Raw genomic sequence first — 23,436 nt, forward strand, 5'->3', positions numbered from 1 at the left:
AGTGGGGAATTATGGTAGAATAGGTAATAATGAGAACACTTATAAGCGAAGGGAGAAAAACCAATGTACGAATTAAAAACAAAACAAACAGACAATAGTGTGATAGAGTTTATCGAACAGGTCGACAGCCCAAAGAAACGCGAGGACGCATACAAATTATTAGATATCTTCACAGAGACTACTGGTTATGAAGCGAAAATGTGGGGACCAAGTATCATTGGTTTTGGATCTTACCATTACAAATATGAATCTGGTCACGAAGGTGACGCACCTCTCGTTGGATTTTCTCCGAGAAAAGCAAAAATCAGCTTATATTTTGCACCAGGTGAAACAAAGCGGGAAGAATTGTTAGAACAGTTTGGAAAACACACTACAGGGAAAGCGTGTGTGTACATTAATAAAGTTGCAGATATTGATGTAGATGTTTTGAAAGCATTAATTATTGAATCTGTATCCTTTTTGCAAGCAATGTATCCAGCAAAATAAAACGGTGAGCCTCTTATCCAGCAGTCCATTCATTTGCTAAATAAGGGGCTCTATTTCTTAAGGCAGCAATCCTGCTATTCCTAATAATGATAAAACAATTTCAAAAAGAATGAGAATCACAATAATCCATTCCACGAACAATCCGCGAATCGAATGACTAATAGTCGAAAAACCATCCATTATGTTATAGAGTATTTCGGTTTTACTTTTCAAAATCTTATAACGATCATTTAATTCGAAAAACTCGAGCATACGATCATAAAATTCACCGGCAGAACTGCTTGTCCAAGTGATGTCTGGCTTATCGAGAATCATGATATATGCAAGGGTATTATACTCATGACGGATAATTTTTGCTGTTGTCCTTGCTAGTTCCTTATTTCCGATTCGCAGCTTACCTTTCTCTAAACGGTCAATCATCGTTTCGAGCTTATCATTAATTTGCCCCAGCTGTTCCTCTGTTTTTTCCAAAGCAACAGACTTTGCTAGTACAGTAGAAATTAATTCAGGATAGTAATCCTCATATTCAGGAACGACCACATATTCATCTGTTAACTCAATGCTTTCGGTATCTTTTATATGCAAGCTGTAATCATCGCTGTATCGGTCTGCGTTTTTAACCTCAATGTCTGGCTCGAAGGAGTGGAGGTAGTTCAATAAAGCAGTTATCTCATTTGGAGTTGTGTGATTAATGAAGACAATGCTGCCGAAGGAAAATACTAGAACCATTTGTGAATCGTCCACATCTTTATAGAGGATTGATTTTAATATTTCACCCCTTAAAATTAATGGCTCCTCCCAGGTGAATTTCTTTGGTATTCCGCAATGAACGGCGATTTTGTTCAGATCAATTTCATTGGTTATGGCAAAAGCTTTAAAGGATAAATCTCTCATCTTCACCACTCATCTCAGTTTTTTTTACTTATCTATATTAGTATATGAACCGTTTAGGTAAAATAATGAAGGATAAATGGAAAGGATCGAGAATTAATTATGATGTACTAGGAATAAAGCCTGAAAAAAAACGGAGGAGAGATACCATGACTGAAAATTCATTTGTTTACGTTACATACATAGCAACTACACCTGAAAAGCTTTGGGAAGCTTTAACGAGCAGCGAGTATACTGAACAATACTTCTTTGGAACCAGTATTCAATCAGATTGGCAGGAAGGGAGTGAACTTACCTATTCTCGCAATGGGCAGGTTTCCGATTATGGAAAAATCCTAAAGATTGAACATAATCGTGTACTATCCTTTACCTGGACTTATGTTGGAGATGGTGTCGAAGGGAAACTGCCTTCACGTGTGACTTTTGAATTAAAACCGCTGAAGGGAACCGTAAAACTAACACTGAGACATGAAGATCTCCAGCCTGGTGATTTAGTCGATCGAGATGATACCTTTGAAGGATTGAACAACGGCTGGCCAGCGATAATAAGCAATTTGAAAAGTCTTTTAGAAACCGGAATAACTTTACCTGCTGTAACAATCTAAAGATATCTTAGTAAATATTCTAATGAAAAAAAGTAAGTTTTATCCATTACATTTGAAAAAAGGATTGTAATACTTTCTCCTTTATGATGCATACTAAAAATAAAAAGGAGAGATACGTATGGCCAACGAAAAGGACTATGTAGCTGCAGATTTATCGTCAAATTTAGTAAGTGAAATCAAATCACTAGAAGAAAAATTAAGTGAACAAGCAAATAAAGAAGTTGTGGTTATTGCTTACGAAAAAGACAAATAAAAAAGCAAAAAGAGCCGTTATAGACGGCTCTTACCTTTATTTTGCAAATACATGATTTCCAACTGTCTTTACAACTTCGCGAGTGGTAATCCAAGAATCAGTTGCAATTTCTGGATTATAAAAATATATACAATCATTTAAACGATCTTGTCGTGTTAAGGCTTCTTCAACTGCGCGAATTGATTCATCTGATGCAGGTTTATTTATCTCACCATTTTGTACGGGTGAAAAGGCATATGCATCTCCAACTACTTCATTAATAACACCTGTTACTGTATCTGGAAATTCAGGAGAATCCACTCGGTTTAAAACAACTGTTGCAACCGCAACTTTTCCTTCATATGATTCGCCTTTTGCTTCTGCTTCTACTAATCTCGCAAATAAGTCTTTCTCTTGAGTTGAAATAGTAACCGCAGGTGTAACTGGAGCTGGTTCTGGAGTTACCATTTCCGGTTCAGCTGTTTCTGGCTCTGATGTAGCAGGTTCTTCAACCTTCGTTTCGGCAGATTGCTCTACTGCTGGTTCAGGTTTATTTAGAATGATTTCCTTTTGGTCATCATTTTGGTTATTTTCTTGATTCAGTTCATTCATGATTGGACCATAGGCTTGTCCAATATCCACTAGACTTTCTACATTTACAACTTCATATTGAGTTATCGCTTCAACTGTCGAGTTGTGTATCCCGATAAATGCAAATGTAGCTACACAAGCTACCGCAACTTTTTTAAAATAAGTGTTTTTCATGTGTGCTACCTCCTGATGTTTTGTATGATATAACACTAACATGGGGAGGCAGACGATATACAGAACGATAAGGTTACATTTCTTTATGGTTTGATGAACAACATTACAGCAACGATGGAAATATGACATTATGCCTATAATCCTGTCATAATCCAACCATTTTTACGGTATAGAGGAATATTTTGCATGTAAAATGTAGGGCGTGGAAATTATTTCTGAAATCTAATATTTCGGAAATGAAAATAAATGGTGATTATGCTACTATTACAATATTAAAATTATCAATCATATTGGAGATGGATTTGCGTGCTTATTTGGAAGCGTAATTTGTGGGTACTATGGGTAGGGGTTTTCTTCGTATCAGCAAGTTTTTCCATGGTTATCCCGTTTTTGCCTATTTTCCTGCTTCAAATTGGTGTGCATGATCACACGGAAGTTTGGGCTGGTTTGTTATTTAGTGCAGCGTTTTTTGCTGGAGCGATTGCTTCACCATTTTGGGGCAGGGTCGCCGATAAATATGGAAGAAAGCCTTTGTTAATCCGGGCAGGGTTTGCACTGTTTCTCGTCTATACATTAACTGCCTTTGTTACAAATCCCTATCAGTTGTTAGGATTGCGAATAATGCAAGGTTTGTTGAGTGGGTTCATCCCAGGTTCAATCGCATTAGTCGGTACCAACACACCAAGCAATAAAGTAGGGTACGCTCTTTCGATGATTTCCTCTGCTTCGGCTTCAGGGGGTATTGTTGGACCGCTCTTGGGCGGGGGGATTGCTTCATTAGTAGGGAATCGCGTGGCATTTGGAAGTGCTGGAATGTTCTCGCTCATTTCGACATTACTCGTAATATTTTTCGTAACGGAGGAAAATTTCACTCCGAGTAAGGAGAAAGGTTCTATTCGAAATGATTTTAAATTGGCACTTTCAAACCGTTCTTTGATGATGGTTCTCGGATTAACCAGCCTTACATCTGCTTCTATCATGACAATTGAACCAGTTCTTCCATTATATATAGTAGAGCTTGGAGGTTCTTCCCAGCATGCATCGTTACTAGCGGGTATTGTTTTTTCTCTTCCTGGTATTGCAAGTGTCATTTTTGCCCCTATGTGGGGGAAATGGGCGGACAAAGTTGGTTTCCAAAAAATTCTATTTATTGGATTAATGGGTGGAGGAATCGGAACCATCGCCCAAATTGTTTTCAGTAATATTTGGGGATTCTCGATTACTCGGTTTATTTTCGGTGTCTTTTTCTGTGCCGTTTTCCCGGCATTAAATGGACTAGTAGTAAGGTCGACACAAAGCGATTTCCGTGGGCGAGCTTTTGGTTTACACCAAACCTCTAATCAAATTGGCGGAATGATTGGCCCAATTATAGGAGGGATTCTTGGAGGCATTTTCCCTGTATATACTGTGTTTGTCGTAACAGGTATCTTACTTCTAGCCGCTACCGGTATGACTTATTGGCACTCCAAAGACTTAAATCGTGAACTTAAAACAAAAACTACATGAAATATTAAAAAGGATATAAATAATATGTAATAATGCCAACAATAATTCCAGTTACCGCCCCAAAAAAGACCTCTGTTGGTTGATGACCTAATAATTCTTTTAGTTTTTCTCTAGACTCTGGTTTCTTTAAATTGGGGTCTTTTAGCGTTTCAATCAAGCTGTTAAAATCAGCTAAAAGCGTGTTCAGTATTTCTGCATGATAACCTGCATGCCTGCGAACTCCCATCGCATCGTGCATAACAATCGCAGCGACTACAACGCAAATAGCGAACTCATTTGATTGGAACCCGGTCATCAATCCGATAACTGTAGTCAATGAAACAATCATTGCAGTATGCGAACTAGGCATGCCGCCAGTGCTAAACATTAAATTCCATTTCAATTCCTTTGAGGCTAAAAAATGAATCGGTACTTTCACGAATTGTGCGAAAAACATCCCTAAAAATGCGGCTAAAATCGGACAGGATAAAAACATAATAACCTCCTGAATTGTTGTATGTAATTATCATATCAAAAAGATTCCTTATTTACCCGAAAGAAGTATGAAAAAATGGATGAAGCATGATAATACGGGGTTGTAAAAAAAACATGAATAAAACAAAGAAGTAAGAGTGGGTCCTTGCTCACTCTTACTTCTTTTATGTTACGGGGTTTAAGTTAATGTTTGTATTGTTTCTACTAATTGCCTAAGTGCTTCTTGGTCGTCTGAGCCGGATGCTTCTAAACTAATTTCTGCATTATTTGGTATGGCGAGTGATAAAACGCCCATTATAGATTTACAATTCACTTTATGCCCATTGTAAGTCAGATAGATATCTGATTCAAATTGGGATGTGACCTGAACCAGTTTGTTAATTGCGCGACTGTCTAGCCCAGCCTTTCGATTAAGTTGAATTGTTTTTAGTACCATTTGAGGAAGCCCCCTTAAGATTCAAGTTAAATTACACTCTTTTATTTATGTTATATAAAATTTAAATATGATATATTTAGCCATTTAATCTAGTTTGCTAACACGATTGTATGTAAGATAATTAAACATGAGCGGCCATAATGATAATACAAAGTAAAAACGGTCACTCCGATTTGGAGTGACCGCATAAATATCTTCTATTATATTCCCAGAATTTCTGCTAATTTCTCTTGGTTAAAGCCAAAAACAACCTCTGTACCATTTTCATCCTCAACTACAGTTGCTGGGGTGGCAGATGCACCTAATTCAACAATTTCATCTAAATATTTAGGGTTTTCTCTAATATCTTTTTCTTCAAAAACAATTCCATTATCCTTTAACCATAATTTTTCAGCTGTACATGGACCACAGCTTTCTTGTGTATAAATAACTACCTTACGCATAGTACATTCCTCCTTCAGTTCATTTTATTACAATTATTAAAAAAAGTCCCATCACCTGATTCCTTCATTAATTATATTTTTACAAACGAAGAGATATATGCTTAGGTTTCATGTCCTACTCCATATCTATTTAAGGATCATATTATCGTTTGCTTAACATACATATACAGTAAGATGACAAGCAGTTACGTCAGGGAAAATCCATGAAAAGGAGATACGTGCAAGGAGATGGAGTTCTTACAAGAAATCATCGCAAATTATGGATCGTTTTTATCACTAGAAGCTTTGGGAAAAGTATTGACGGATCCTGCTAGTTGGGGAGTTATTGGAACCTTAGTCATTTTAGAAGGATTACTGTCCGCTGATAATGCGTTGGTTCTAGCTGTCTTGGTTAAACACCTGCCCGAGAAGCAGCGAAAGAAAGCACTGTTCTATGGAATAATAGGAGCCTATCTTTTCCGTGTTATCGCCATTGGCATTGGTGTTACCTTAGTTAATATTGGCTGGATTAAAATAATTGGCGGTCACTATCTTTTATGGATTGTCCTTCAGAATTTCCTTAAGAAAAAGGATGGGGAGGAAGAGGTTCAAACGAAGACGGTTGGTTTTTGGAGTACAGTATTAACGGTAGAGCTGATGGACATCGCATTTAGTATTGATAGTGTCATTGCCACTTTTGGTGTATCCAATCAGGTTTGGGTACTCTTTTTGGGAGGAATCTTGGGAATCCTAATGATGAGAGGCGTGGCTCAACTATTCTTAGCACTGATCGAACGAGTCCCTGAGTTCGAAACTACTGCATTTGTCTTAATCGGCATGATTGGGTTACGAATGATAGGTGCAGCTTTTGGCTTCCAAATGCACGAAGTGATCTTCTTTAGCTTATTAATTGGTATCTTCCTTGGAACATTCCTCGTACATTTTTTAAGGGGAAGGGTTGCCACCAAATAAATCAAACACATTGGTCTAAAAAAAGTGACTATCAACTTGTTTTCTTTTTGATAGTCATTTTTTTGTTTAGTACTTGGAATTATCTCTTAATGGCATGAACATGCATAAGTAAAAGAGTTTTCTAATTATTATTTTTAATAAGGTAAAATAATAACGCATTACTTATCATTTTTGTGTCATAGGGGGAAGATTCATGCGTGAAGAGGGATACATAGAGGTTACAGGCGGGAGAGTCTGGTATCAAATATTTAATAAAAATTCTAAAGCAACCCCAGTCATTATATTACATGGCGGACCGGGTTCTTCAAGTTATTCATTAGAAGGATTACAAGCGCTTGAAAAGGATAGACCGGTTATTTTATACGATCAATTAGGCTGTGGCAGGTCAGACCGTCCAAGTAACACTTCTCTTTGGCAGCTTGATCGTTTTGTCGAAGAATTTGCTCAAATTAGAGAAGCTTTACAATTGGATGAAGTTCATATTTTAGGCCATTCATGGGGTACAACCCTTGCGGCTGCCTATTGTTTAACAAAACCTAGTGGTGTGAAAAGTGTTATCTTTTCAAGTCCATGTCTAAGCGCACCGCGTTGGGAACAGGACCAGGCAGAGAATTTAAAAAAGCTTCCTATTGATATTCAGGAAACCATTACCCGATGTGAAGAAGAGGGAATGACGGATTCCGAGGAATTTAAAGCGGCCATTCTGGAATTCAATAAAGTATTTGTTTGTAGAGTGCAGGCAGAACCAGATCCCGAGTGGGTTAAAAAAGGGGCAGGTTATCGAAATCCTGAGATTTACAACATTATGTGGGGGCCATCTGAGTTCAGTGTCAAAGGGAATCTAAAATATTTTGATTGTACAAATCGACTCAATGAAATCAGTTGCCCAACCTTATTTACCTGTGGTCGTTATGATGAAGCAACACCTGAATCGACGGAATACTTTAGCAGTTTAGTACCAAATGGGCAATTCCATGTTTACGAAAATAGTGCTCATTTGGCATATGTCGAAGAGAAGGAAGAGTTCTTACAAGTAGTAGGAGACTTTTTAAAAACTGTTGACTCCAAGTGATATAAATAATATATTTTCACCCGCCTAATAGAAAGGGCGGGTGATTTTCTTTATGAGGAAGTATTTTGAGACTGGTTTTGAGACTGATTTAAGTTGAGCGCAGTTTGAGCTGCTTTTATATCGACGCCTAGTTGCTCAGAAAGATTATTCGGGTGATAATAGCCTTTATCTACCATATACTTTGAAATTTGTTCGTGAGTATCCACTGCATCCATTAGATATTGCTTTAATGCGTCTCTTACTTCTGGTGTAGAGGTTTCAGTTAAGGCGAGTGCAATATTTTTTACCCCTGTCTTTGCGGAGATTAAAAAATCCGTTGCAACGACTTGATCTGTCATTGCCCCCATGCCTGCCATATTCTGCATCATTCCATTCATGATTGTTCACCTCTGTTAGTCATAAATTCTTGGATACGTTGGATTTGACCAGTGGTTTTAGTAACATCTTGCTGCAAGATATTCTTAAGCTGTGGGTCCTGGACAAGTGCACTCATTGTTGATGATTTTGTTAAACAAAGGTTTTTAAACGTTAGTAATTCATGTAACTCGTATGTTTCATGCGGTGCTAAATAGTGTGTGTTCACTGCGTTTCCTCCTTGGTATGGTATTTGCCACACAAAAATTAGTTTGACCCGACCTAACAATTTAATTGAAGGGAATAAGTGGAGATAGGTGTATTAAAGAGTTGGAAAATCTTGTTCAGTCCATACCTGGATTAATGATTATCCTGAAGGAAAACTAAATGGAAAATAATCGAATTGAGGGATTCGTATTGCTACAGACAAAAACTCGTAAGCAAGAAATATTAGAAGCCTTTCATTTTCGCCATGCAACCAAAAGATTCAATAACGAAAAAAAAATTAAAGACGAGGATTTTCACCTCATTTTGGAAGCAGGCAGATTGTCGCCGAGTTCAATCGGATTTGAACCTTGGAAATTTCTAATTATCCAAAACGAGACCTTACGAGAAAAAATAAGGAAGGTATCTTGGGGTGCACAGGGTCAACTACCGACAGCGAGTCATTTCATTGTAATACTTGCAAGAACCGATGTAAGGTATGATTCCGAATACGTAATTGAACATCTGAAAAAGGTTAAACAGTTTCCTGAAGAAATTCTCAGTGGTTTATTAGAACGAACGAAAAGTTTTCAAGAATTTGATTTGCCCATGTTAGATAGTGAACGTGCCTTATTGGATTGGAGCTGCAGGCAAACCTATATCGCTTTGGGAAACATGATGACAGCAGCTGCATTGATTGGTATAGATTCTTGTCCGATTGAGGGTTTTGATTATCGAGCCGTTAACGAAATCCTCCAAAATGAGGGTTTATTAGAAAACGGAAATTTGAGTGCTTCCGTAATGGCTGCATTTGGTTACCGGGAAGAAGACCCACACCGTCCCAAAACCAGAAAGACAATGGATCAAGTTGTTCAATGGGTGAAATGAATACATCCCCGTAACCTGCTTTTTTGCTTATATATTTAATCCACCGTCCTATAATTCTTAATTATATTATGATCGTTAAAGTTTTAAGGATAAATAAAAAGCTGTGGAGAGTTTCTCGACAGCCTGAAAATCCACCATTATGGTGGATTTTTTAAGTTCAATGTCTAATTTACTAGCTATTACTCCTTCATTTCATCCTGTTCTTTCTACAACATGATCTACTGCTTCAGCTTCTTGTTCTTCTACATCGAAATACTATTCTATATCTTCGAGATCATAATCTACTGATTAGACTTCATCATTTTCATGTGAAACATGGGATTGTTGTGAAGGAGCCTGGAATACGTCTGCCTCCCGAATAATAGATGGATCATAATATACAAATTCAGTTTGCTGGTTATCATCGATATTCTGTTTTTTTAACGACTTGTCATCGACATGAATGTCTGAAGATTTCTCTTTACGGTCCTTCTTTTTTCTAAATTTCTTATCCTCACCAAAGGTGTCTGAAGATTTATCCTTACTGTGCTTCTTTTCGAACTGCTTGTCCTCACCATAGACGTCTGTAGATTTATCCTTCCGGTGCTTCTTTTTTTCGAACTGCTTGTCCTCACCATGGATGTCTGTAGATTTATCCTTCCGGTGCTTCTTTTTATGCTTTCTTTTAGGTGACATTCTTTTACACTCCTTAAATATTTTGTTTTAATCATATAATTGAAATTTCCATTATCAGCATATGCATTTGGTTACTGAGATTCCTGCACAATTCGTCCAAAAGTAAACAAGAATAAGGAAAATAAAGAAAAATATGGTATAATTCATTATTACATTATGAGTAAAGTTTCGGAGGGATTTATAAAGAGATTGTACAACTCAATCTTTATTTTGAAGATTTGCATGCTGAGGATAAGGACTTGCAATATAAAGCTTATAATTAAATTATGTTTGGAAGGATGTCTAGGACCGTAGGGAGGAAAAATTAATAGGTGAAGTTACTTGAGTCTCTTTTTAATACTCTAACGTTAAGTGTAGTAGAATTATATCTCCTGTTAGGATACATAATGGGAATTGGTTTCTTATTAGGCGTGTTAGAAAAATACTCGAATAAGTTTTTATTCAAAACATTTGGACCACGCGGAGTGTTAGCTACTGCTTGGATTGGTACACCAGTTCATGAATTCGGGCACCTGCTTCAGTGTTTCATTTGGGGACATCGTGTCAAAAAAGTTAAATTCTTACAATTAGCAAATCCTAATGGTGTTCTTGGATATGTGGAGCACCAATATAATCCGGGTAGCATTTATCAGCAGATTGGAAATTTTTTCATTGGAATGGGACCCATTTTTAGTGGAATTGGTGCATTGATGCTGGGGATGTATTTACTGGTACCTGAATCCTATCAGACTTTTAGTGAATATATTCATAACCACGTTTCTCCAGAGCTTCATACTAGCGATTATTTAATCGTAATCGGAGATGCAATACTTGTCATAACAAAAAGTCTCTTCACATTCGAAAATTTACTCAATCCCTTTTTTTGGGTTTTTCTATTGTTTGCTATCAGTATTTCCTCGCATATAGCGTTAAGTAAAGCCGACATTCATGGGTCAGCAAGAGGACTACTCATGATATTTTTCGTCCTGGTTATTACAAACGTTTTTACTGCATTCTTTGATATAAATACGTATAGATTTGTAGTCAAAGTAACGGAATATAATGCCTATGTACTAGCGTTTTCTAGTATTGCGCTCCTTTTCTCATTTATTACACTTTTGCTCTCCTATGTTTTATATAAAATGAAAGCTGGCTGGTGAATAATCAGGATAAAACTTCTCTAAGTAAGTATCGTATTTTTGTGAAAGAAGGCTGAATGGATTGAAATTAATTTCTGTTATGCTTGGAGGTTTTTTGGGGGCAATAACTAGGTATGCGATAGGAGAGTGGATTCACACAGATCATGGATTTCCTCTGGGAACCTTATTGATAAACCTTATAGGCTGTTTTTTCCTCGGATGGTTTCTTACTTATATCACGCTCAAGAGATATATAAAACCGGAAGTTACTTTATTAATCGGCACGGGTTTCACCGGGTCATTTACTACTTTTTCAACCTTTTCTGTCGAGACAATCCTTTTATTTCGTAATGGTCTTATTGGTTATGGGTCACTATATGTATTATTTAGCATTATTTTTGGATTACTGCTGGCATATTTAGGTCTAAAATTAGCATTATATAATGAGAAAAAAGGTGAAACACATTGATTTGGTTAATTGGAATAGGAGGATCTCTAGGTGCGGCAGGCAGATATTTATTAGGCAATGTTATTAATAAAAAAAAGAAACCCGGACATTTTCCATTGGGAACTTGGGTAATAAATATTACTGGATCCTTTCTCTTAGGGATTCTGTATAAGCTTCATTTGACAAATGAAATAAGTGATTGGATGTGGCTTTTTGTTGGTGTTGGTTTTTGCGGAGCCTATACCACTTTCTCGACATTTGGTTATGAAACAATAACCTTATTGCAATTAGATAAAAAAGGTTTAGCAGGGATTTACGTTTTATCTTCCGTAATCGTAAGTATTGCAACGGCTGCATTCGGTTTTATTATTTAGCATTATGTATTCCTATATATTGAGGATTAAATTTAAAAAAACAATGCAAAATAAGAGGGGAAAATACTGAATATATAGGAGGATTTAAAATGTCTAAGAAAAAGTATACCCCTTCATCAGAAGTAGATCAAAAACAATTACTTAATGACAAAGTAGAAAATGCTCGAAAAAACAATTTCGAGGATGACCATACTCGGAGAGTAACACCAAACGGCGGGCAAGGACAATAAATAAACACAAGGAGTTGTTGCATAGGCAGCTGCTCCTTTTCTATGTTTTAAATGGATAATATTGCTATTGAACAAGATGTGGGAGGGTGTTATTATATAAAAGTTCCCTTCAGAGGGGTAAACAAAATGAAACATATTATTGACATCACTAATATCGATGTGGTATAATATTTTTCTTCATTTTTTAAAAATAGTAATCTTTTGTTCTTTGAAAACTAAACAAACAAGAACGTCAACAATCAATAAAATTTAGTTTCTTCTATAGAAACTAGCCAACGTAACAAATGAGCTAATCAACTTTCTTGGAGAGTTTGATCCTGGCTCAGGACGAACGCTGGCGGCGTGCCTAATACATGCAAGTCGAGCGAATCTTAAGGTGCTTGCACCTTTTGGTTAGCGGCGGACGGGTGAGTAACACGTGGGCAACCTGCCTGTAAGACTGGGATAACTTCGGGAAACCGGAGCTAATACCGGATAATCCTTTTCCTCTCATGAGGAAAAGCTGAAAGTCGGTTTCGGCTGACACTTACAGATGGGCCCGCGGCGCATTAGCTAGTTGGTGAGGTAACGGCTCACCAAGGCGACGATGCGTAGCCGACCTGAGAGGGTGATCGGCCACACTGGGACTGAGACACGGCCCAGACTCCTACGGGAGGCAGCAGTAGGGAATCTTCCGCAATGGACGAAAGTCTGACGGAGCAACGCCGCGTGAGCGATGAAGGCCTTCGGGTCGTAAAGCTCTGTTGTTAGGGAAGAACAAGTACCGGAGTAACTGCCGGTACCTTGACGGTACCTAACCAGAAAGCCACGGCTAACTACGTGCCAGCAGCCGCGGTAATACGTAGGTGGCAAGCGTTGTCCGGAATTATTGGGCGTAAAGCGCGCGCAGGCGGTCCTTTAAGTCTGATGTGAAAGCCCACGGCTCAACCGTGGAGGGTCATTGGAAACTGGGGGACTTGAGTACAGAAGAGGAAAGCGGAATTCCACGTGTAGCGGTGAAATGCGTAGAGATGTGGAGGAACACCAGTGGCGAAGGCGGCTTTCTGGTCTGTAACTGACGCTGAGGCGCGAAAGCGTGGGGAGCAAACAGGATTAGATACCCTGGTAGTCCACGCCGTAAACGATGAGTGCTAAGTGTTAGAGGGTTTCCGCCCTTTAGTGCTGCAGCTAACGCATTAAGCACTCCGCCTGGGGAGTACGGCCGCAAGGCTGAAACTCAAAGGAATTGACGGGGGCCCGCACAAGCGGTGGAGCATGTGGTTTAATTCGAAGCAACGCGAAGAACCTTACCAGGTCTTGACATCCTCTGACACTCCTAGAGATAGGACGTTCCCCTTCGGGGGACAGAGTGACAGGTGGTGCATGGTTGTCGTCAGCTCGTGTCGTGAGATGTTGGGTTAAGTCCCGCAACGAGCGCAACCCTTGATCTTAGTTGCCAGCATTCAGTTGGGCACTCTAAGGTGACTGCCGGTGACAAACCGGAGGAAGGTGGGGATGACGTCAAATCATCATGCCCCTTATGACCTGGGCTACACACGTGCTACAATGGATGGTACAAAGGGCTGCGAGACCGCGAGGTTTAGCCAATCCCATAAAACCATTCTCAGTTCGGATTGTAGGCTGCAACTCGCCTACATGAAGCCGGAATCGCTAGTAATCGCGGATCAGCATGCCGCGGTGAATACGTTCCCGGGCCTTGTACACACCGCCCGTCACACCACGAGAGTTTGTAACACCCGAAGTCGGTGGGGTAACCGCAAGGAGCCAGCCGCCTAAGGTGGGACAGATAATTGGGGTGAAGTCGTAACAAGGTAGCCGTATCGGAAGGTGCGGCTGGATCACCTCCTTTCTAAGGATAATACGAAAAGCGGAGGCGACTGTTCAACTTCGACAGACGTTGGAGAGCCGTCCCTGCAAATCCCGGTTTTGGATTTGCGGGGACGGATCGAAACGGCCGAGAAGTTAGGAGCCGAAGCTAGACATGCAGTCCTTACGGACTGATAAAACGTTGACTGTTACTTGTTTGTTTAGTTTTGAGGGAGCAATCTTTACTGTGAGGATCATGACCGTTAGGTGATGATTCGAAACAATTCTCTCAAAGCTTTTTTTAATCGTTCTTTGAAAACTAGATAATCGTAAGAAGAAGTCAAAGTAAAACCGAGAATCGCCACATTAGTTTTTCTCTCTTATTTAATAAGAGTATAACCTTTTAGGTTAAGTTAGAAAGGGCGCACGGTGGATGCCTTGGCACTAGGAGCCGATGAAGGACGGGACTAACACCGATATGCTTCGGGGAGCTGTAAGTAAGCTTTGATCCGGAGATTTCCGAATGGGGGAACCCACTGCTCGTAATGGAGCAGTATCTTTACCTGAATACATAGGGTATTGAAGGCAGACCCGGGGAACTGAAACATCTAAGTACCCGGAGGAAGAGAAAGCAAACGCGATTCCCTGAGTAGCGGCGAGCGAAACGGGACATAGCCCAAACCAAGAGGCTTGCCTCTTGGGGTTGTAGGACACTCAACATGGAGTTACAAAGGAACGGGGTAGATGAAGCGATCTGGAAAGGTCCGTCATAGAAGGTAAAAACCCTGTAGTTGAAACTTCGTTCCCTCCTGAGTGGATCCTGAGTACGGCCGGACACGTGAAATCCGGTCGGAAGCTGGGAGGACCATCTCCCAAGGCTAAATACTCCCTAGTGACCGATAGTGAACCAGTACCGTGAGGGAAAGGTGAAAAGCACCCCGGAAGGGGAGTGAAAGAGATCCTGAAACCGTGTGCCTACAAGTAGTCAGAGCCCGTTCATGGGTGATGGCGTGCCTTTTGTAGAATGAACCGGCGAGTTACGATCCCATGCAAGGTTAAGTTGAAGAGACGGAGCCGCAGCGAAAGCGAGTCTGAATAGGGCGAATTGAGTATGTGGTCGTAGACCCGAAACCAGGTGATCTACCCATGTCCAGGGTGAAGTCCAGGTAACACTGGATGGAGGCCCGAACCCACGCACGTTGAAAAGTGCGGGGATGAGGTGTGGGTAGCGGAGAAATTCCAATCGAACTTGGAGATAGCTGGTTCTCTCCGAAATAGCTTTAGGGCTAGCCTCACGTTGTAAGAGTCTTGGAGGTAGAGCACTGTTTGGACTAGGGGCCCTCATCGGGTTACCGAATTCAGACAAACTCCGAATGCCAAAGACTTATCCGTGGGAGTCAGACTGCGAGTGATAAGATCCGTAGTCAAAAGGGAAACAGCCCAGACCACCAGCTAAGGTCCCAAAGTTTACGTTAAGTGGAAAAGGATGTGGAGTTGCTTAGACAACCAGGATGTTGGCTTAGAAGCAGCCACCATTTAAAGAGTGCGTAATAGCTCACTGGTCGAGTGACTCTGCGCCGAAAATGTACCGGGGCTAAACGTAACACCGAAGCTGTGGATTGACACCGTATGGTGTCAGTGGTAGGAGAGCGTTCTAAGGGCGTTGAAGCTAGACCGTAAGGACTGGTGGAGCGCTTAGAAGTGAGAATGCCGGTATGAGTAGCGAAAGATGGGTGAGAATCCCATCCACCGTATGCCTAAGGTTTCCTGAGGAAGGCTCGTCCTCTCAGGGTTAGTCGGGACCTAAGCCGAGGCCGAAAGGCGTAGGCGATGGACAACAGGTTGATATTCCTGTACCACCTCTTTATCGTTTGAGTGATGGGGGGACGCAGGAGGATAGGGTAAGCGCGGCGTTGGAATGCCGCGTCTAAGCAGTTAGGCTGGTAAGTAGGAAAATCCGCTTACCGTAAAGGCTGAGCTGTGATAGCGAGGGAAATATAGTACCGAAGTTCCTGATTCCACACTGCCAAGAAAAGCCTCTAGCGAGATAAAAGGTGCCCGTACCGCAAACCGACACAGGTAGGCGAGGAGAGAATCCTAAGGTGAGCGAGAGAACTCTCGTTAAGGAACTCGGCAAAATGACCCCGTAACTTCGGGAGAAGGGGTGCTTTTTGAGGTGAATAGCCTCGAAGAGCCGCAGTGAATAGGCCCAGGCGACTGTTTAGCAAAAACACAGGTCTCTGCGAAGCCGCAAGGCGAAGTATAGGGGCTGACGCCTGCCCGGTGCTGGAAGGTTAAGAGGAGGGGTTAGCGCAAGCGAAGCTCTGAATCGAAGCCCCAGTAAACGGCGGCCGTAACTATAACGGTCCTAAGGTAGCGAAATTCCTTGTCGGGTAAGTTCCGACCCGCACGAAAGGCGTAACGATCTGGGCACTGTCTCAACGAGAGACTCGGTGAAATTATAGTACCTGTGAAGATGCAGGTTACCCGCGACAGGACGGAAAGACCCCGTGGAGCTTTACTGTAGCCTGATATTGAATTTTGGTACAGCTTGTACAGGATAGGTAGGAGCCTGAGAAGCCGGAGCGCCAGCTTCGGTGGAGGCGTCGGTGGGATACTACCCTGGCTGTATTGAAATTCTAACCCGCACCCCTCGATCGGGGTGGGAGACAGTGTCAGGTGGGCAGTTTGACTGGGGCGGTCGCCTCCTAAAGAGTAACGGAGGCGCCCAAAGGTTCCCTCAGAATGGTTGGAAATCATTCGCAGAGTGTAAAGGCACAAGGGAGCTTGACTGCGAGACCTACAAGTCGAGCAGGGACGAAAGTCGGGCTTAGTGATCCGGTGGTTCCGCATGGAAGGGCCATCGCTCAACGGATAAAAGCTACCCCGGGGATAACAGGCTTATCTCCCCCAAGAGTCCACATCGACGGGGAGGTTTGGCACCTCGATGTCGGCTCATCGCATCCTGGGGCTGTAGTCGGTCCCAAGGGTTGGGCTGTTCGCCCATTAAAGCGGTACGCGAGCTGGGTTCAGAACGTCGTGAGACAGTTCGGTCCCTATCCGTCGTGGGCGCAGGAAATTTGAGAGGAGCTGTCCTTAGTACGAGAGGACCGGGATGGACGCACCGCTGGTGTACCAGTTGTCTTGCCAAAGGCATCGCTGGGTAGCTATGTGCGGACGGGATAAGTGCTGAAAGCATCTAAGCATGAAGCCCCCCTCAAGATGAGATTTCCCATAGCGTCAAGCTAGTAAGAACCCTGAAAGATGATCAGGTTGATAGGTCAGAGGTGGAAGCGTGGTAACATGTGAAGCTGACTGATACTAATCGTTCGAGGACTTAACCAAATAGAAAAGCGGAGGCGGCTCAGAACAAGCACAGCTTGTTCTTGTGTAGAATATTCTAAGGAGCTTTCCTTAGTGTTCAACTTCGACAGACGTTGGAGAGCCGGCACTGCAAGTCCCGGTTTTGGATTTGCGGGGACGGATCGAAACGGCCGAGAAGTTAGGAGCCGCAGCTGGACAATGTTTAAAAAGCGAACTCGTTTTACAAACTTCTTCTGAAATTATCTAGTTTTGAGGGAATGAAACCTCAAATTAAATAGTCTGGCAACAATGGCGAGAAGGTCACACCCGTTCCCATACCGAACACGGAAGTTAAGCTTCTCAGCGCCGATGGTAGTTGGGACGAAAGTCCCTGTGAGAGTAGGACGTTGCCAGGCAAACGAACACAACCTGTTATGGTTGTGTTTTTGTATATTTTTATAATGAATTGTGCTTTAATATAACATTAAAACGTGGGATACCAATCTCTGGCTGTATTTCTTATAAATCTTCTATCATAGGGGAAAGTAAGTTTATGGAGGTGATTGGAATATGATGCACGATGAACCGCGTGATTATATTACCATAAAAGACGAGCAAGGTAATCTAAAGGATTTCGCTGTTGAGGCGCTGTTTGACATGGAAGGCAGGTCATATGCACTTTTGGCAGCCGAGGATGAAACGATGGTCATGCAGGTTGTAGGAGACGAAGGAGACCAATATTTAGTAGGAATTTCCGACCCAGTCGAAAGCCAGTCCATTTTGGATGCATATCAAATTGCTGTGGAGGAAGCACCTGCAGAGTAAATAATTATCATATAATAATGTTATGTAAACTCAGAAGATAGCGCCAGTCGTATCTGACTGGCTTATTAGAGCTATAGCCTTTAAATGATAAATATTTGTTTTACCGTGTGAATATAATTCATCGACATACTTATTTTATTGAAAGTAGGTATTTGCAGATGAAGAGTAAAATACACCGGTGTAATTGCAGGAAAGTATGGTCGATTCAAAATCGGAAATTTAAAATTACCGTCCAATCTATTCTTCTTACTGGCGAATGGATTGCCGAATTAAAACCCGAAAGAAAATGTGAACCAAAAGGATTTGTTACAACGAAGAAGAGTCGGGAAATCGTCTACAATCCAACTAGCAAATATTTGGAAAACTTTACAATAATTGATAAACTAATTTATGATAAAAAAAACGTCAACTTCAACATTAAAAACGGAAAATGTTTATTTTTTGCTGAGGATGGTACCTGTTATATTCTTAAAAAGGAAACATAAAACCATTCGCTTTACTTTATTTTTGTACAAACAAATGTCAAAATAATATCATAAATGCCTGATGTAGAATAATTGCCGATATGGTATGTTAAAAACAGAAAACTGTATTTTAGTAGTGGAAATGATTTTTTATGAACTAATATATTTTATAGTTTAATTGTCTCCATACAGAAAAATTAAACGTTATTTTTGGGGTGGCACGATGAAATTCACTGGCAGAATCACATTACTTTTTATATCCATAATGGTCTCGATTATAGAATCATTTTCCGAACCTACAACGACATGGTCAATCCTAGAAGCTATTTTATTTGCTGCCATCGCTGCATTCCTCGGATGGGTATATGATAATGCCATTTACTATAAGAATAAGGCTGAAATCAGTGAATCTAGATTATTGAATCTATTAAAACTTTCACCCGAGCCAATTATGGTTTACCAGGATGAGAAAATCGTCTTCGTAAATGATAAATTTGAGGAATTGGTTGAATCATCTTCTGGTGATATTCTTGGTAAATCCATTTATCATTTTGTTTTACCCGAGTATCATCCAACCGTTAGGCAAAGGTTTAATGACATGATTCAAGGGAATAAAAGTCTTGATCGCGTTGAAATAAAAATTATATCCTCAAATAATAACATATTAGACATTGAAATTTCATCAGCTCCAATTCTTTATAATGACAAACCTGCCATAGAAATCTTTCTAAGAGATGTTACTAAACGAAATAAACTATCAGAAGAGGTACGCAAAAATACAGAATTGTATCGTTTTATTACAGAAAATACTACTGATCTTATCTCATTTCTCAATCCGAACAGGGAATATGAATATTTATCTCCATCTAGTAAGGATTTATTAGATTTCTATCCAGAGGAAATGATAGGTAAAAATCTATTTGAGTTTTTACATCCTGATGAGATAGATAAAGTAACTGCTTTACTCCTTGAGGCAGATGAAGAATTAGATTTTGCTGCATTCTCTCACCGTACTAAGAAAAAAGACGGTTCGTATATGTGGATGGAAACAAATGCTCGAACCATACGAAAGAATTCTCGGAAGCTAGAAGGAATTGTAGCTGTTTCACGGGATATTACTGAACGATTAGAGAAAGAAGAAAGACTACACGAAGCAAATGTCATGCTACGGTATATTTCTAACATGGACGGTTTAACAGGAATCCCGAATCGAAGATATTTTGATGAAAAACTCCAAGAGGAATGGAAGCGGTTAAGACGAAATTCTAGTCCATTTTCAGCTATCATGATTGATATTGATTTTTTTAAAAAATAAAATGACTTCAATGGTCATCAAGCGGGCGATGAGTGTTTAAGACTAATTGCCTCAGTGTTAAAAGATACTGTCAGGAGACCTGGTGATTTTGCAGCTAGATATGGCGGGGAAGAATTCGTAATTTTGCTGCCAGAAACCGATGAACAAGGAGCTGTTCATGTGGCTGAATTGCTTCAGGCAAATGTAAAAGATCTAAATATACCCTATCTTTCAAACGTATTAGAACCTATAGTCAGCATCAGTATTGGCTGCTCAACACTAATACCAGATGAAAAAACAAAACCCGAGGAACTAATTAAACTTGCTGATAAAGAATTATATAAAGCGAAAGAAAGCAGGCGTAACCAACTTATTTTCAATCAACTATCTCATCTTGCTTAAAAGCAAGGTGTTTTTTTGTATTATTTACAAGTTTATTTTAATAAAATAACTGGAAAATAAGAAAGTAAAAAATAGATATAACAATGGGGGTACATAGCGGTGAATTCGAAATTCGAACCATTATTTGAAATATTGACATTTAAGAATGGAATCCAGTTGAAAAACCGAATTGTGATGGCACCAATGACAAATTGGTCATCGAATCCTGATGGAACGGTTACGGAGGCTGAGGTAAACTATTATGCAAGACGCTCTAGTGGCGTTGGGATGGTTATTACAGCGTGTACATATGTTACTGCCAATGGAAAGGGGTTTCATGGAGAATTCGGAGGGGATCGGGATGAGTTAATCCCTAGTTTACAAAAGCTAGCCACAGCTATTAAAGAGCAAGGATCTAAAGCAATATTACAAATTTTCCATGGTGGCAGGCAGGTGCCGCCTGAATTAGTGCCGAATGGTGATATTGTTAGTGCCAGTAATATTCCAGCAGAAGGAAATGGGAAGCCGGTTCCACGGGAACTATCAGACCAAGAAGTTAGTTCCATTATCCGCGATTTTGGTGAAACAACACGCCGGGTAATAGAAGCAGGTTTTGATGGAGTAGAAATCCATGGCGCCAACGGCTATCTCATCCAACAGTTTTTCTCTCCACATTCAAACCGCCGTAACGATCGTTGGGGAGGCAGTTTAGAGAAACGGTTAACCTTCCCACTGGCCGTTGTAAATGAAGTTAAGCGTGTGGTTGCTGAGAATGCCAAAGGGCCGTTTATTGTCGGATACCGCTTTTCTCCAGAAGAGGCAGAAACACCCGGCATTACCATGGCGGATACGCTTGTCTTAATTGATGAATTAGCCAAAAAGGATCTGGATTATCTTCATGTCTCGCTGCAGGATTTCTGGTCAACCCCAAGAAGAGGTGTTGACGATACGCGTTCACGGATTGAAATCATCCAAGAACGAGTTGGAAATAAAGTTCCTGTGATTGGGGTTGGCTCCATTTATACTCCGGATGAAGCTTTAAAAGCTTTCCAGACAGGGGTTGCACTGATTGCCCTAGGACGTGAATTGATTATTGATCCAGATTGGGTACAGAAGGTACAAGAGGGAAGAGAAGATGAAATTACTACAGAGATTAATAAGGATAATCAGGAACAGCTTGTTATTCCTGATCCACTATGGCAGGCGATTACTCACACACCAGGGTGGTTTCCAGGAATTCAGTAACGCGAAAAGAGTTCATCCGCACGGTAGGGATGAACTCTTTACTGTTTATACTCAGCGTTATATGAATTTTCTCCAGCATGAACAGATAGAAGCGTGTCAGCATAACCTACCAGCCGATTCACAATTTCATCTGCAACAGCATAAACGAGTTGGTGCAGTTCGTTTTTATGCAGGGAAGGATCATCAAAAATGATGGTGGTATTAATAAAAATTTGTTTTGTATCATAAAGGTTATAATGGATAATTGTTTTTCCAGCCGCACCACCGGTTACCGGGTCGGTATAACTGGGAAGAAAAATATACCATTCCTCTGCTGAAGGTGACCGGAAATTCTTCGTAAACTTCATTCCCCTTATTTCATATTCTATTTGTTCTTTCAACCTTTCATCCATTACCTCAATAATGTTATCTTCCAAAGTTACTCCTCCTTCTCTATATAAAATAGGATACCCAATAAAAAGATGAGACTATCCTCATTTAATGGTAATGAGAAAAGAGTAGTTTCAAAAAATAACATTTTGCTATAATAGTAGGAGTGAATTACCCTTTGTAAAAAATTTGAAATTATCAACAACACATTTCAGGAGGAACAAAATGAACAAGAATAAGTATGTGTTTATAGGGCTTGTCATTACGACACTCATTTCAGCTCTTGATACAAATATCATGCAAACTGCAAGTCCCACGATTGTTAATCAACTTGGGGGCTTGGAATTGTTTTCATGGATATTTGTTGTTTATATGTTAGTGAGTACCATTACGGTTCCTCTTTACGGCAAATTATCGGATATGTATGGTCGAAAAAAACTTCTAATGGTTGCGGTAGCTTTGTTTACTGTCGGATCCATTCTTTGCGGTTTAGCTAATTCAATGGTGATGTTGATTATTTTTCGAGGTATTCAAGGATTAGGCGCCGGGGGAATGATTCCTCTTTCCATGATTATAGTGGGGGATTTATTCACAATAGAAAAACGCGGGAAAATCCAAGCGGTCTTTAGCGCAATATGGGCGATATCCTCGATTATCGGGCCAATATTAGGATCCTTTTTTGTGGAAGCAATGACCTGGAGATGGATATTCTTTATCAATATCCCTATTGGTATTGCAACCATTCTTTTTCTAATACCCTATAAGGAAGCTGCGGCATACAAAAAGACCTATATCGATTATAAAGGTTTTTTCCTTTTCGGTATTTCGATTACCCTTTTATTATTATCAACCAGCTTGAGCAATCCTTTCTGGTATGTTATCAGTGGTGTAATCGGGTTTATACTATTTGTCCTTGTCGAAAGAAAAGAGCAGCATCCTTTCCTTCCCGTTACCTTATTTAAAAATAAAGGGCTACTATCGACGAATCTTTTTATGTTAATTTACTGCTTATCATTCTATGGTACATCGAACTTTATTCCGTTATATTTGCAGGAAAGCAGTCAAATGAGTATTTATAAAAGTGGATTGATTTTGTTAAGTATTGCGCTTGGATGGTCGTTTGGAAGTACACCGGCAGGAAAATGGATTATCCGTTTTGGCTATAAGGTTTTATTTATGATTGGTAGTATTGTAACAACTGTTTCAGGGTTGATCCTTTATTTATTTTTCCAGGATTTATCCTATATTGGTTTGTTTATCATTTTGACAATCCAGGGATTTTGCTTTGGTTTATTGTTTGCCCTAGGAACAATTGCCTCACAAGAATTTGCGGAATCCAATATTAAGGGGATGTCTACTTCGCTTCAGATATTTTTAAGAAATATCGGGACATCCGTAGGTGTTACCATTATGGGCGTGATTATTAACCATGGACTAACACTTGCCATAGGGATGAAAAACGTCTTTCTTTATGCTCTCATTTTGAGTTTCATTACAATCTTTCTAAGCTTTCGAATTCCAGAGAAAACATCCCCAGTTGGAGAGACAGCAAAATCGAAGTAAAGGTTTACGCATTGAATAAAATACCTTCACAGAT

24 protein-coding genes, 3 rRNA genes and 1 pseudogene are annotated in these 23,436 nt (G+C 40.2%); 19 read left to right on the forward strand and 9 right to left on the reverse strand.

The annotated features are described in order from the left end of the window. The first annotated feature begins 63 nt into the window (after positions 1–63). Complete coding sequence (locus QFZ31_RS03770) at positions 64–486, forward strand: DUF1801 domain-containing protein (protein ID WP_307301013.1); 423 nt, start codon at positions 64–66, stop codon at positions 484–486. A gap of 57 nt (positions 487–543) precedes the next feature. On the opposite strand, the gene QFZ31_RS03775 is transcribed toward QFZ31_RS03770, so the two are convergent. Continuing rightward, positions 544–1,380: an RMD1 family protein gene (locus QFZ31_RS03775; protein WP_307301015.1), complete on the reverse strand. Its 837-nt coding sequence runs from the start codon at positions 1,378–1,380 to the stop codon at positions 544–546. 146 nt (positions 1,381–1,526) lie between these two features. Here QFZ31_RS03775 and QFZ31_RS03780 point away from each other — a divergent pair, with 146 nt between their 5' ends. Beyond that, positions 1,527–1,982, forward strand: a complete 456-nt coding sequence (locus tag QFZ31_RS03780) for an SRPBCC family protein (protein WP_307301017.1) — start codon at positions 1,527–1,529, stop codon at positions 1,980–1,982. Positions 1,983–2,100: 118 nt separating this feature from the next. Continuing rightward, on the forward strand, positions 2,101–2,235 hold the full coding sequence (locus QFZ31_RS03785; RefSeq protein ID WP_257029509.1) for a hypothetical protein: 135 nt from the start codon (positions 2,101–2,103) through the stop codon (positions 2,233–2,235). Between the two features lie 36 nt (positions 2,236–2,271). On the opposite strand, the gene QFZ31_RS03790 is transcribed toward QFZ31_RS03785, so the two are convergent. Further along, the gene (locus QFZ31_RS03790; RefSeq protein ID WP_307301020.1) at positions 2,272–2,979 is read right to left on the reverse strand and encodes a cell wall hydrolase; all 708 of its coding nucleotides are present in this window, start codon (positions 2,977–2,979) and stop codon (positions 2,272–2,274) included. Positions 2,980–3,285: 306 nt separating this feature from the next. On the opposite strand from QFZ31_RS03790, the gene QFZ31_RS03795 reads away from it, so the two are divergent. Then, positions 3,286–4,485, forward strand: coding sequence for an MFS transporter (locus tag QFZ31_RS03795; protein WP_307301022.1), 1,200 nt, complete (start codon positions 3,286–3,288; stop codon positions 4,483–4,485). Positions 4,486–4,489: 4 nt separating this feature from the next. Here QFZ31_RS03795 and QFZ31_RS03800 read toward each other — a convergent pair whose 3' ends face one another. The 3 genes from QFZ31_RS03800 to QFZ31_RS03810 form a co-directional block, all read right to left on the reverse strand. Further along, positions 4,490–4,960, reverse strand: a complete 471-nt coding sequence (locus QFZ31_RS03800; RefSeq protein WP_307301024.1) for a divergent PAP2 family protein — start codon at positions 4,958–4,960, stop codon at positions 4,490–4,492. Positions 4,961–5,137: 177 nt separating this feature from the next. Next, the gene (locus tag QFZ31_RS03805; protein ID WP_307301025.1) at positions 5,138–5,395 is read right to left on the reverse strand and encodes an HPr family phosphocarrier protein; all 258 of its coding nucleotides are present in this window, start codon (positions 5,393–5,395) and stop codon (positions 5,138–5,140) included. Positions 5,396–5,595: 200 nt separating this feature from the next. After that, positions 5,596–5,838 carry a glutaredoxin family protein gene (locus tag QFZ31_RS03810; protein ID WP_307301027.1) on the reverse strand — a complete coding sequence of 81 codons (243 nt, stop codon included), beginning with the start codon at positions 5,836–5,838 and terminating at the stop codon, positions 5,596–5,598. A gap of 228 nt (positions 5,839–6,066) precedes the next feature. Here QFZ31_RS03810 and QFZ31_RS03815 point away from each other — a divergent pair, with 228 nt between their 5' ends. Both QFZ31_RS03815 and QFZ31_RS03820 read left to right on the forward strand, forming a co-directional pair. Beyond that, positions 6,067–6,789 (forward strand): TerC family protein, encoded by a 723-nt coding sequence (locus QFZ31_RS03815; RefSeq protein ID WP_307301029.1) that lies wholly within the window; start codon positions 6,067–6,069, stop codon positions 6,787–6,789. 193 nt (positions 6,790–6,982) lie between these two features. Beyond that, the gene (locus tag QFZ31_RS03820) at positions 6,983–7,861 is read left to right on the forward strand and encodes a proline iminopeptidase-family hydrolase (RefSeq protein ID WP_307301030.1); all 879 of its coding nucleotides are present in this window, start codon (positions 6,983–6,985) and stop codon (positions 7,859–7,861) included. Between the two features lie 50 nt (positions 7,862–7,911). Here the strand turns inward: QFZ31_RS03820 and QFZ31_RS03825 are convergent, their stop codons facing one another. Both QFZ31_RS03825 and QFZ31_RS03830 read right to left on the reverse strand, forming a co-directional pair. Beyond that, entirely contained in the window at positions 7,912–8,238 is a 327-nt protein-coding gene (locus QFZ31_RS03825) for a spore coat protein (RefSeq protein ID WP_307301032.1), read from the reverse strand. Then, the gene (locus tag QFZ31_RS03830; protein WP_179603733.1) at positions 8,235–8,444 is read right to left on the reverse strand and encodes a DUF892 family protein; all 210 of its coding nucleotides are present in this window, start codon (positions 8,442–8,444) and stop codon (positions 8,235–8,237) included. The genes QFZ31_RS03825 and QFZ31_RS03830 overlap by 4 nt, the downstream gene beginning before the upstream one ends. A 158-nt stretch (positions 8,445–8,602) precedes the next feature. On the opposite strand from QFZ31_RS03830, the gene QFZ31_RS03835 reads away from it, so the two are divergent. Next, entirely contained in the window at positions 8,603–9,307 is a 705-nt protein-coding gene (locus tag QFZ31_RS03835; protein WP_307301034.1) for an NAD(P)H-dependent oxidoreductase, read from the forward strand. A 288-nt stretch (positions 9,308–9,595) separates the two neighbouring features. Here QFZ31_RS03835 and QFZ31_RS03840 read toward each other — a convergent pair whose 3' ends face one another. Further along, entirely contained in the window at positions 9,596–9,982 is a 387-nt protein-coding gene (locus QFZ31_RS03840) for a hypothetical protein (protein WP_307301036.1), read from the reverse strand. A 311-nt stretch (positions 9,983–10,293) separates the two neighbouring features. Between QFZ31_RS03840 and QFZ31_RS03845 the strand changes: the two genes are divergently transcribed. The 11 genes and pseudogenes from QFZ31_RS03845 (at position 10,294) to QFZ31_RS03895 (ending at position 21,470) form a co-directional block, all read left to right on the forward strand. Then, positions 10,294–11,121 (forward strand): hypothetical protein, encoded by an 828-nt coding sequence (locus tag QFZ31_RS03845; RefSeq protein ID WP_307301039.1) that lies wholly within the window; start codon positions 10,294–10,296, stop codon positions 11,119–11,121. A 79-nt stretch (positions 11,122–11,200) separates the two neighbouring features. After that, entirely contained in the window at positions 11,201–11,569 is a 369-nt protein-coding gene (gene crcB / locus QFZ31_RS03850) for a fluoride efflux transporter CrcB (protein ID WP_307311362.1), read from the forward strand. Next, complete coding sequence (crcB, locus tag QFZ31_RS03855; RefSeq protein WP_307301041.1) at positions 11,566–11,922, forward strand: fluoride efflux transporter CrcB; 357 nt, start codon at positions 11,566–11,568, stop codon at positions 11,920–11,922. The genes crcB (QFZ31_RS03850) and crcB (QFZ31_RS03855) overlap by 4 nt, the downstream gene beginning before the upstream one ends. Positions 11,923–12,011: 89 nt before the next feature. Further along, a complete protein-coding gene (locus QFZ31_RS03860; RefSeq protein WP_307301043.1) occupies positions 12,012–12,152 on the forward strand; it encodes a hypothetical protein in 141 nt (46 codons plus the stop codon). Positions 12,153–12,451: 299 nt separating this feature from the next. Beyond that, positions 12,452–14,001, forward strand: a 16S ribosomal RNA gene (locus tag QFZ31_RS03865). 363 nt (positions 14,002–14,364) lie between these two features. Further along, positions 14,365–17,303, forward strand: a 23S ribosomal RNA gene (locus tag QFZ31_RS03870). Positions 17,304–17,560: 257 nt separating this feature from the next. Beyond that, positions 17,561–17,677 (forward strand): 5S ribosomal RNA (gene rrf / locus QFZ31_RS03875). The 16S, 23S and 5S rRNA genes sit together here, the layout of an rRNA operon. Before the next feature lie 154 nt (positions 17,678–17,831). Next, positions 17,832–18,086 (forward strand): DUF1292 domain-containing protein, encoded by a 255-nt coding sequence (locus QFZ31_RS03880; RefSeq protein ID WP_306458361.1) that lies wholly within the window; start codon positions 17,832–17,834, stop codon positions 18,084–18,086. Between the two features lie 158 nt (positions 18,087–18,244). Continuing rightward, entirely contained in the window at positions 18,245–18,571 is a 327-nt protein-coding gene (locus tag QFZ31_RS03885) for a hypothetical protein (RefSeq protein ID WP_307301047.1), read from the forward strand. A 244-nt stretch (positions 18,572–18,815) separates the two neighbouring features. Further along, a pseudogene (locus QFZ31_RS03890) lies at positions 18,816–20,246 on the forward strand (diguanylate cyclase domain-containing protein). 99 nt (positions 20,247–20,345) lie between these two features. Then, the gene (locus QFZ31_RS03895; RefSeq protein ID WP_307301048.1) at positions 20,346–21,470 is read left to right on the forward strand and encodes an NADH-dependent flavin oxidoreductase; all 1,125 of its coding nucleotides are present in this window, start codon (positions 20,346–20,348) and stop codon (positions 21,468–21,470) included. Positions 21,471–21,508: 38 nt separating this feature from the next. Here the strand turns inward: QFZ31_RS03895 and QFZ31_RS03900 are convergent, their stop codons facing one another. Continuing rightward, positions 21,509–21,862 carry a hypothetical protein gene (locus tag QFZ31_RS03900; protein WP_307311365.1) on the reverse strand — a complete coding sequence of 118 codons (354 nt, stop codon included), beginning with the start codon at positions 21,860–21,862 and terminating at the stop codon, positions 21,509–21,511. Between the two features lie 202 nt (positions 21,863–22,064). Here QFZ31_RS03900 and QFZ31_RS03905 point away from each other — a divergent pair, with 202 nt between their 5' ends. Next, positions 22,065–23,402: an MDR family MFS transporter gene (locus QFZ31_RS03905; protein ID WP_307301050.1), complete on the forward strand. Its 1,338-nt coding sequence runs from the start codon at positions 22,065–22,067 to the stop codon at positions 23,400–23,402. Positions 23,403–23,436: the final 34 nt, after the last annotated feature.

Source organism: Neobacillus niacini (genome assembly GCF_030817595.1).
In the GTDB taxonomy this organism is placed as follows: Bacteria; Bacillota; Bacilli; order Bacillales; family Cytobacillaceae; genus Neobacillus; species Neobacillus niacini_G.

What these genes read in the sequence shown, in the direction of transcription:
- QFZ31_RS03770 (WP_307301013.1), top strand. Translation starts at nt 64, where the DNA reads ATGTACGAATTAAAAACAAAACAAACAGACAATAGTGTGATAGAGTTT.
- QFZ31_RS03775 (WP_307301015.1), bottom strand. Translation starts at nt 1,380, where the DNA reads ATGAGAGATTTATCCTTTAAAGCTTTTGCCATAACCAATGAAATTGAT.
- QFZ31_RS03780 (WP_307301017.1), top strand. Translation starts at nt 1,527, where the DNA reads ATGACTGAAAATTCATTTGTTTACGTTACATACATAGCAACTACACCT.
- QFZ31_RS03785 (WP_257029509.1), top strand. Translation starts at nt 2,101, where the DNA reads ATGGCCAACGAAAAGGACTATGTAGCTGCAGATTTATCGTCAAATTTA.
- QFZ31_RS03790 (WP_307301020.1), bottom strand. Translation starts at nt 2,979, where the DNA reads ATGAAAAACACTTATTTTAAAAAAGTTGCGGTAGCTTGTGTAGCTACA.
- QFZ31_RS03800 (WP_307301024.1), bottom strand. Translation starts at nt 4,960, where the DNA reads ATGTTTTTATCCTGTCCGATTTTAGCCGCATTTTTAGGGATGTTTTTC.
- QFZ31_RS03805 (WP_307301025.1), bottom strand. Translation starts at nt 5,395, where the DNA reads ATGGTACTAAAAACAATTCAACTTAATCGAAAGGCTGGGCTAGACAGT.
- QFZ31_RS03810 (WP_307301027.1), bottom strand. Translation starts at nt 5,838, where the DNA reads ATGCGTAAGGTAGTTATTTATACACAAGAAAGCTGTGGTCCATGTACA.
- QFZ31_RS03815 (WP_307301029.1), top strand. Translation starts at nt 6,067, where the DNA reads ATGGAGTTCTTACAAGAAATCATCGCAAATTATGGATCGTTTTTATCA.
- QFZ31_RS03820 (WP_307301030.1), top strand. Translation starts at nt 6,983, where the DNA reads ATGCGTGAAGAGGGATACATAGAGGTTACAGGCGGGAGAGTCTGGTAT.
- QFZ31_RS03825 (WP_307301032.1), bottom strand. Translation starts at nt 8,238, where the DNA reads ATGAATGGAATGATGCAGAATATGGCAGGCATGGGGGCAATGACAGAT.
- QFZ31_RS03835 (WP_307301034.1), top strand. Translation starts at nt 8,603, where the DNA reads ATGGAAAATAATCGAATTGAGGGATTCGTATTGCTACAGACAAAAACT.
- QFZ31_RS03840 (WP_307301036.1), bottom strand. Translation starts at nt 9,982, where the DNA reads ATGTCACCTAAAAGAAAGCATAAAAAGAAGCACCGGAAGGATAAATCT.
- crcB (WP_307311362.1), top strand. Translation starts at nt 11,201, where the DNA reads ATGCTTGGAGGTTTTTTGGGGGCAATAACTAGGTATGCGATAGGAGAG.
- QFZ31_RS03860 (WP_307301043.1), top strand. Translation starts at nt 12,012, where the DNA reads ATGTCTAAGAAAAAGTATACCCCTTCATCAGAAGTAGATCAAAAACAA.
- QFZ31_RS03880 (WP_306458361.1), top strand. Translation starts at nt 17,832, where the DNA reads ATGATGCACGATGAACCGCGTGATTATATTACCATAAAAGACGAGCAA.
- QFZ31_RS03885 (WP_307301047.1), top strand. Translation starts at nt 18,245, where the DNA reads ATGAAGAGTAAAATACACCGGTGTAATTGCAGGAAAGTATGGTCGATT.
- QFZ31_RS03900 (WP_307311365.1), bottom strand. Translation starts at nt 21,862, where the DNA reads ATGGATGAAAGGTTGAAAGAACAAATAGAATATGAAATAAGGGGAATG.
- QFZ31_RS03905 (WP_307301050.1), top strand. Translation starts at nt 22,065, where the DNA reads ATGAACAAGAATAAGTATGTGTTTATAGGGCTTGTCATTACGACACTC.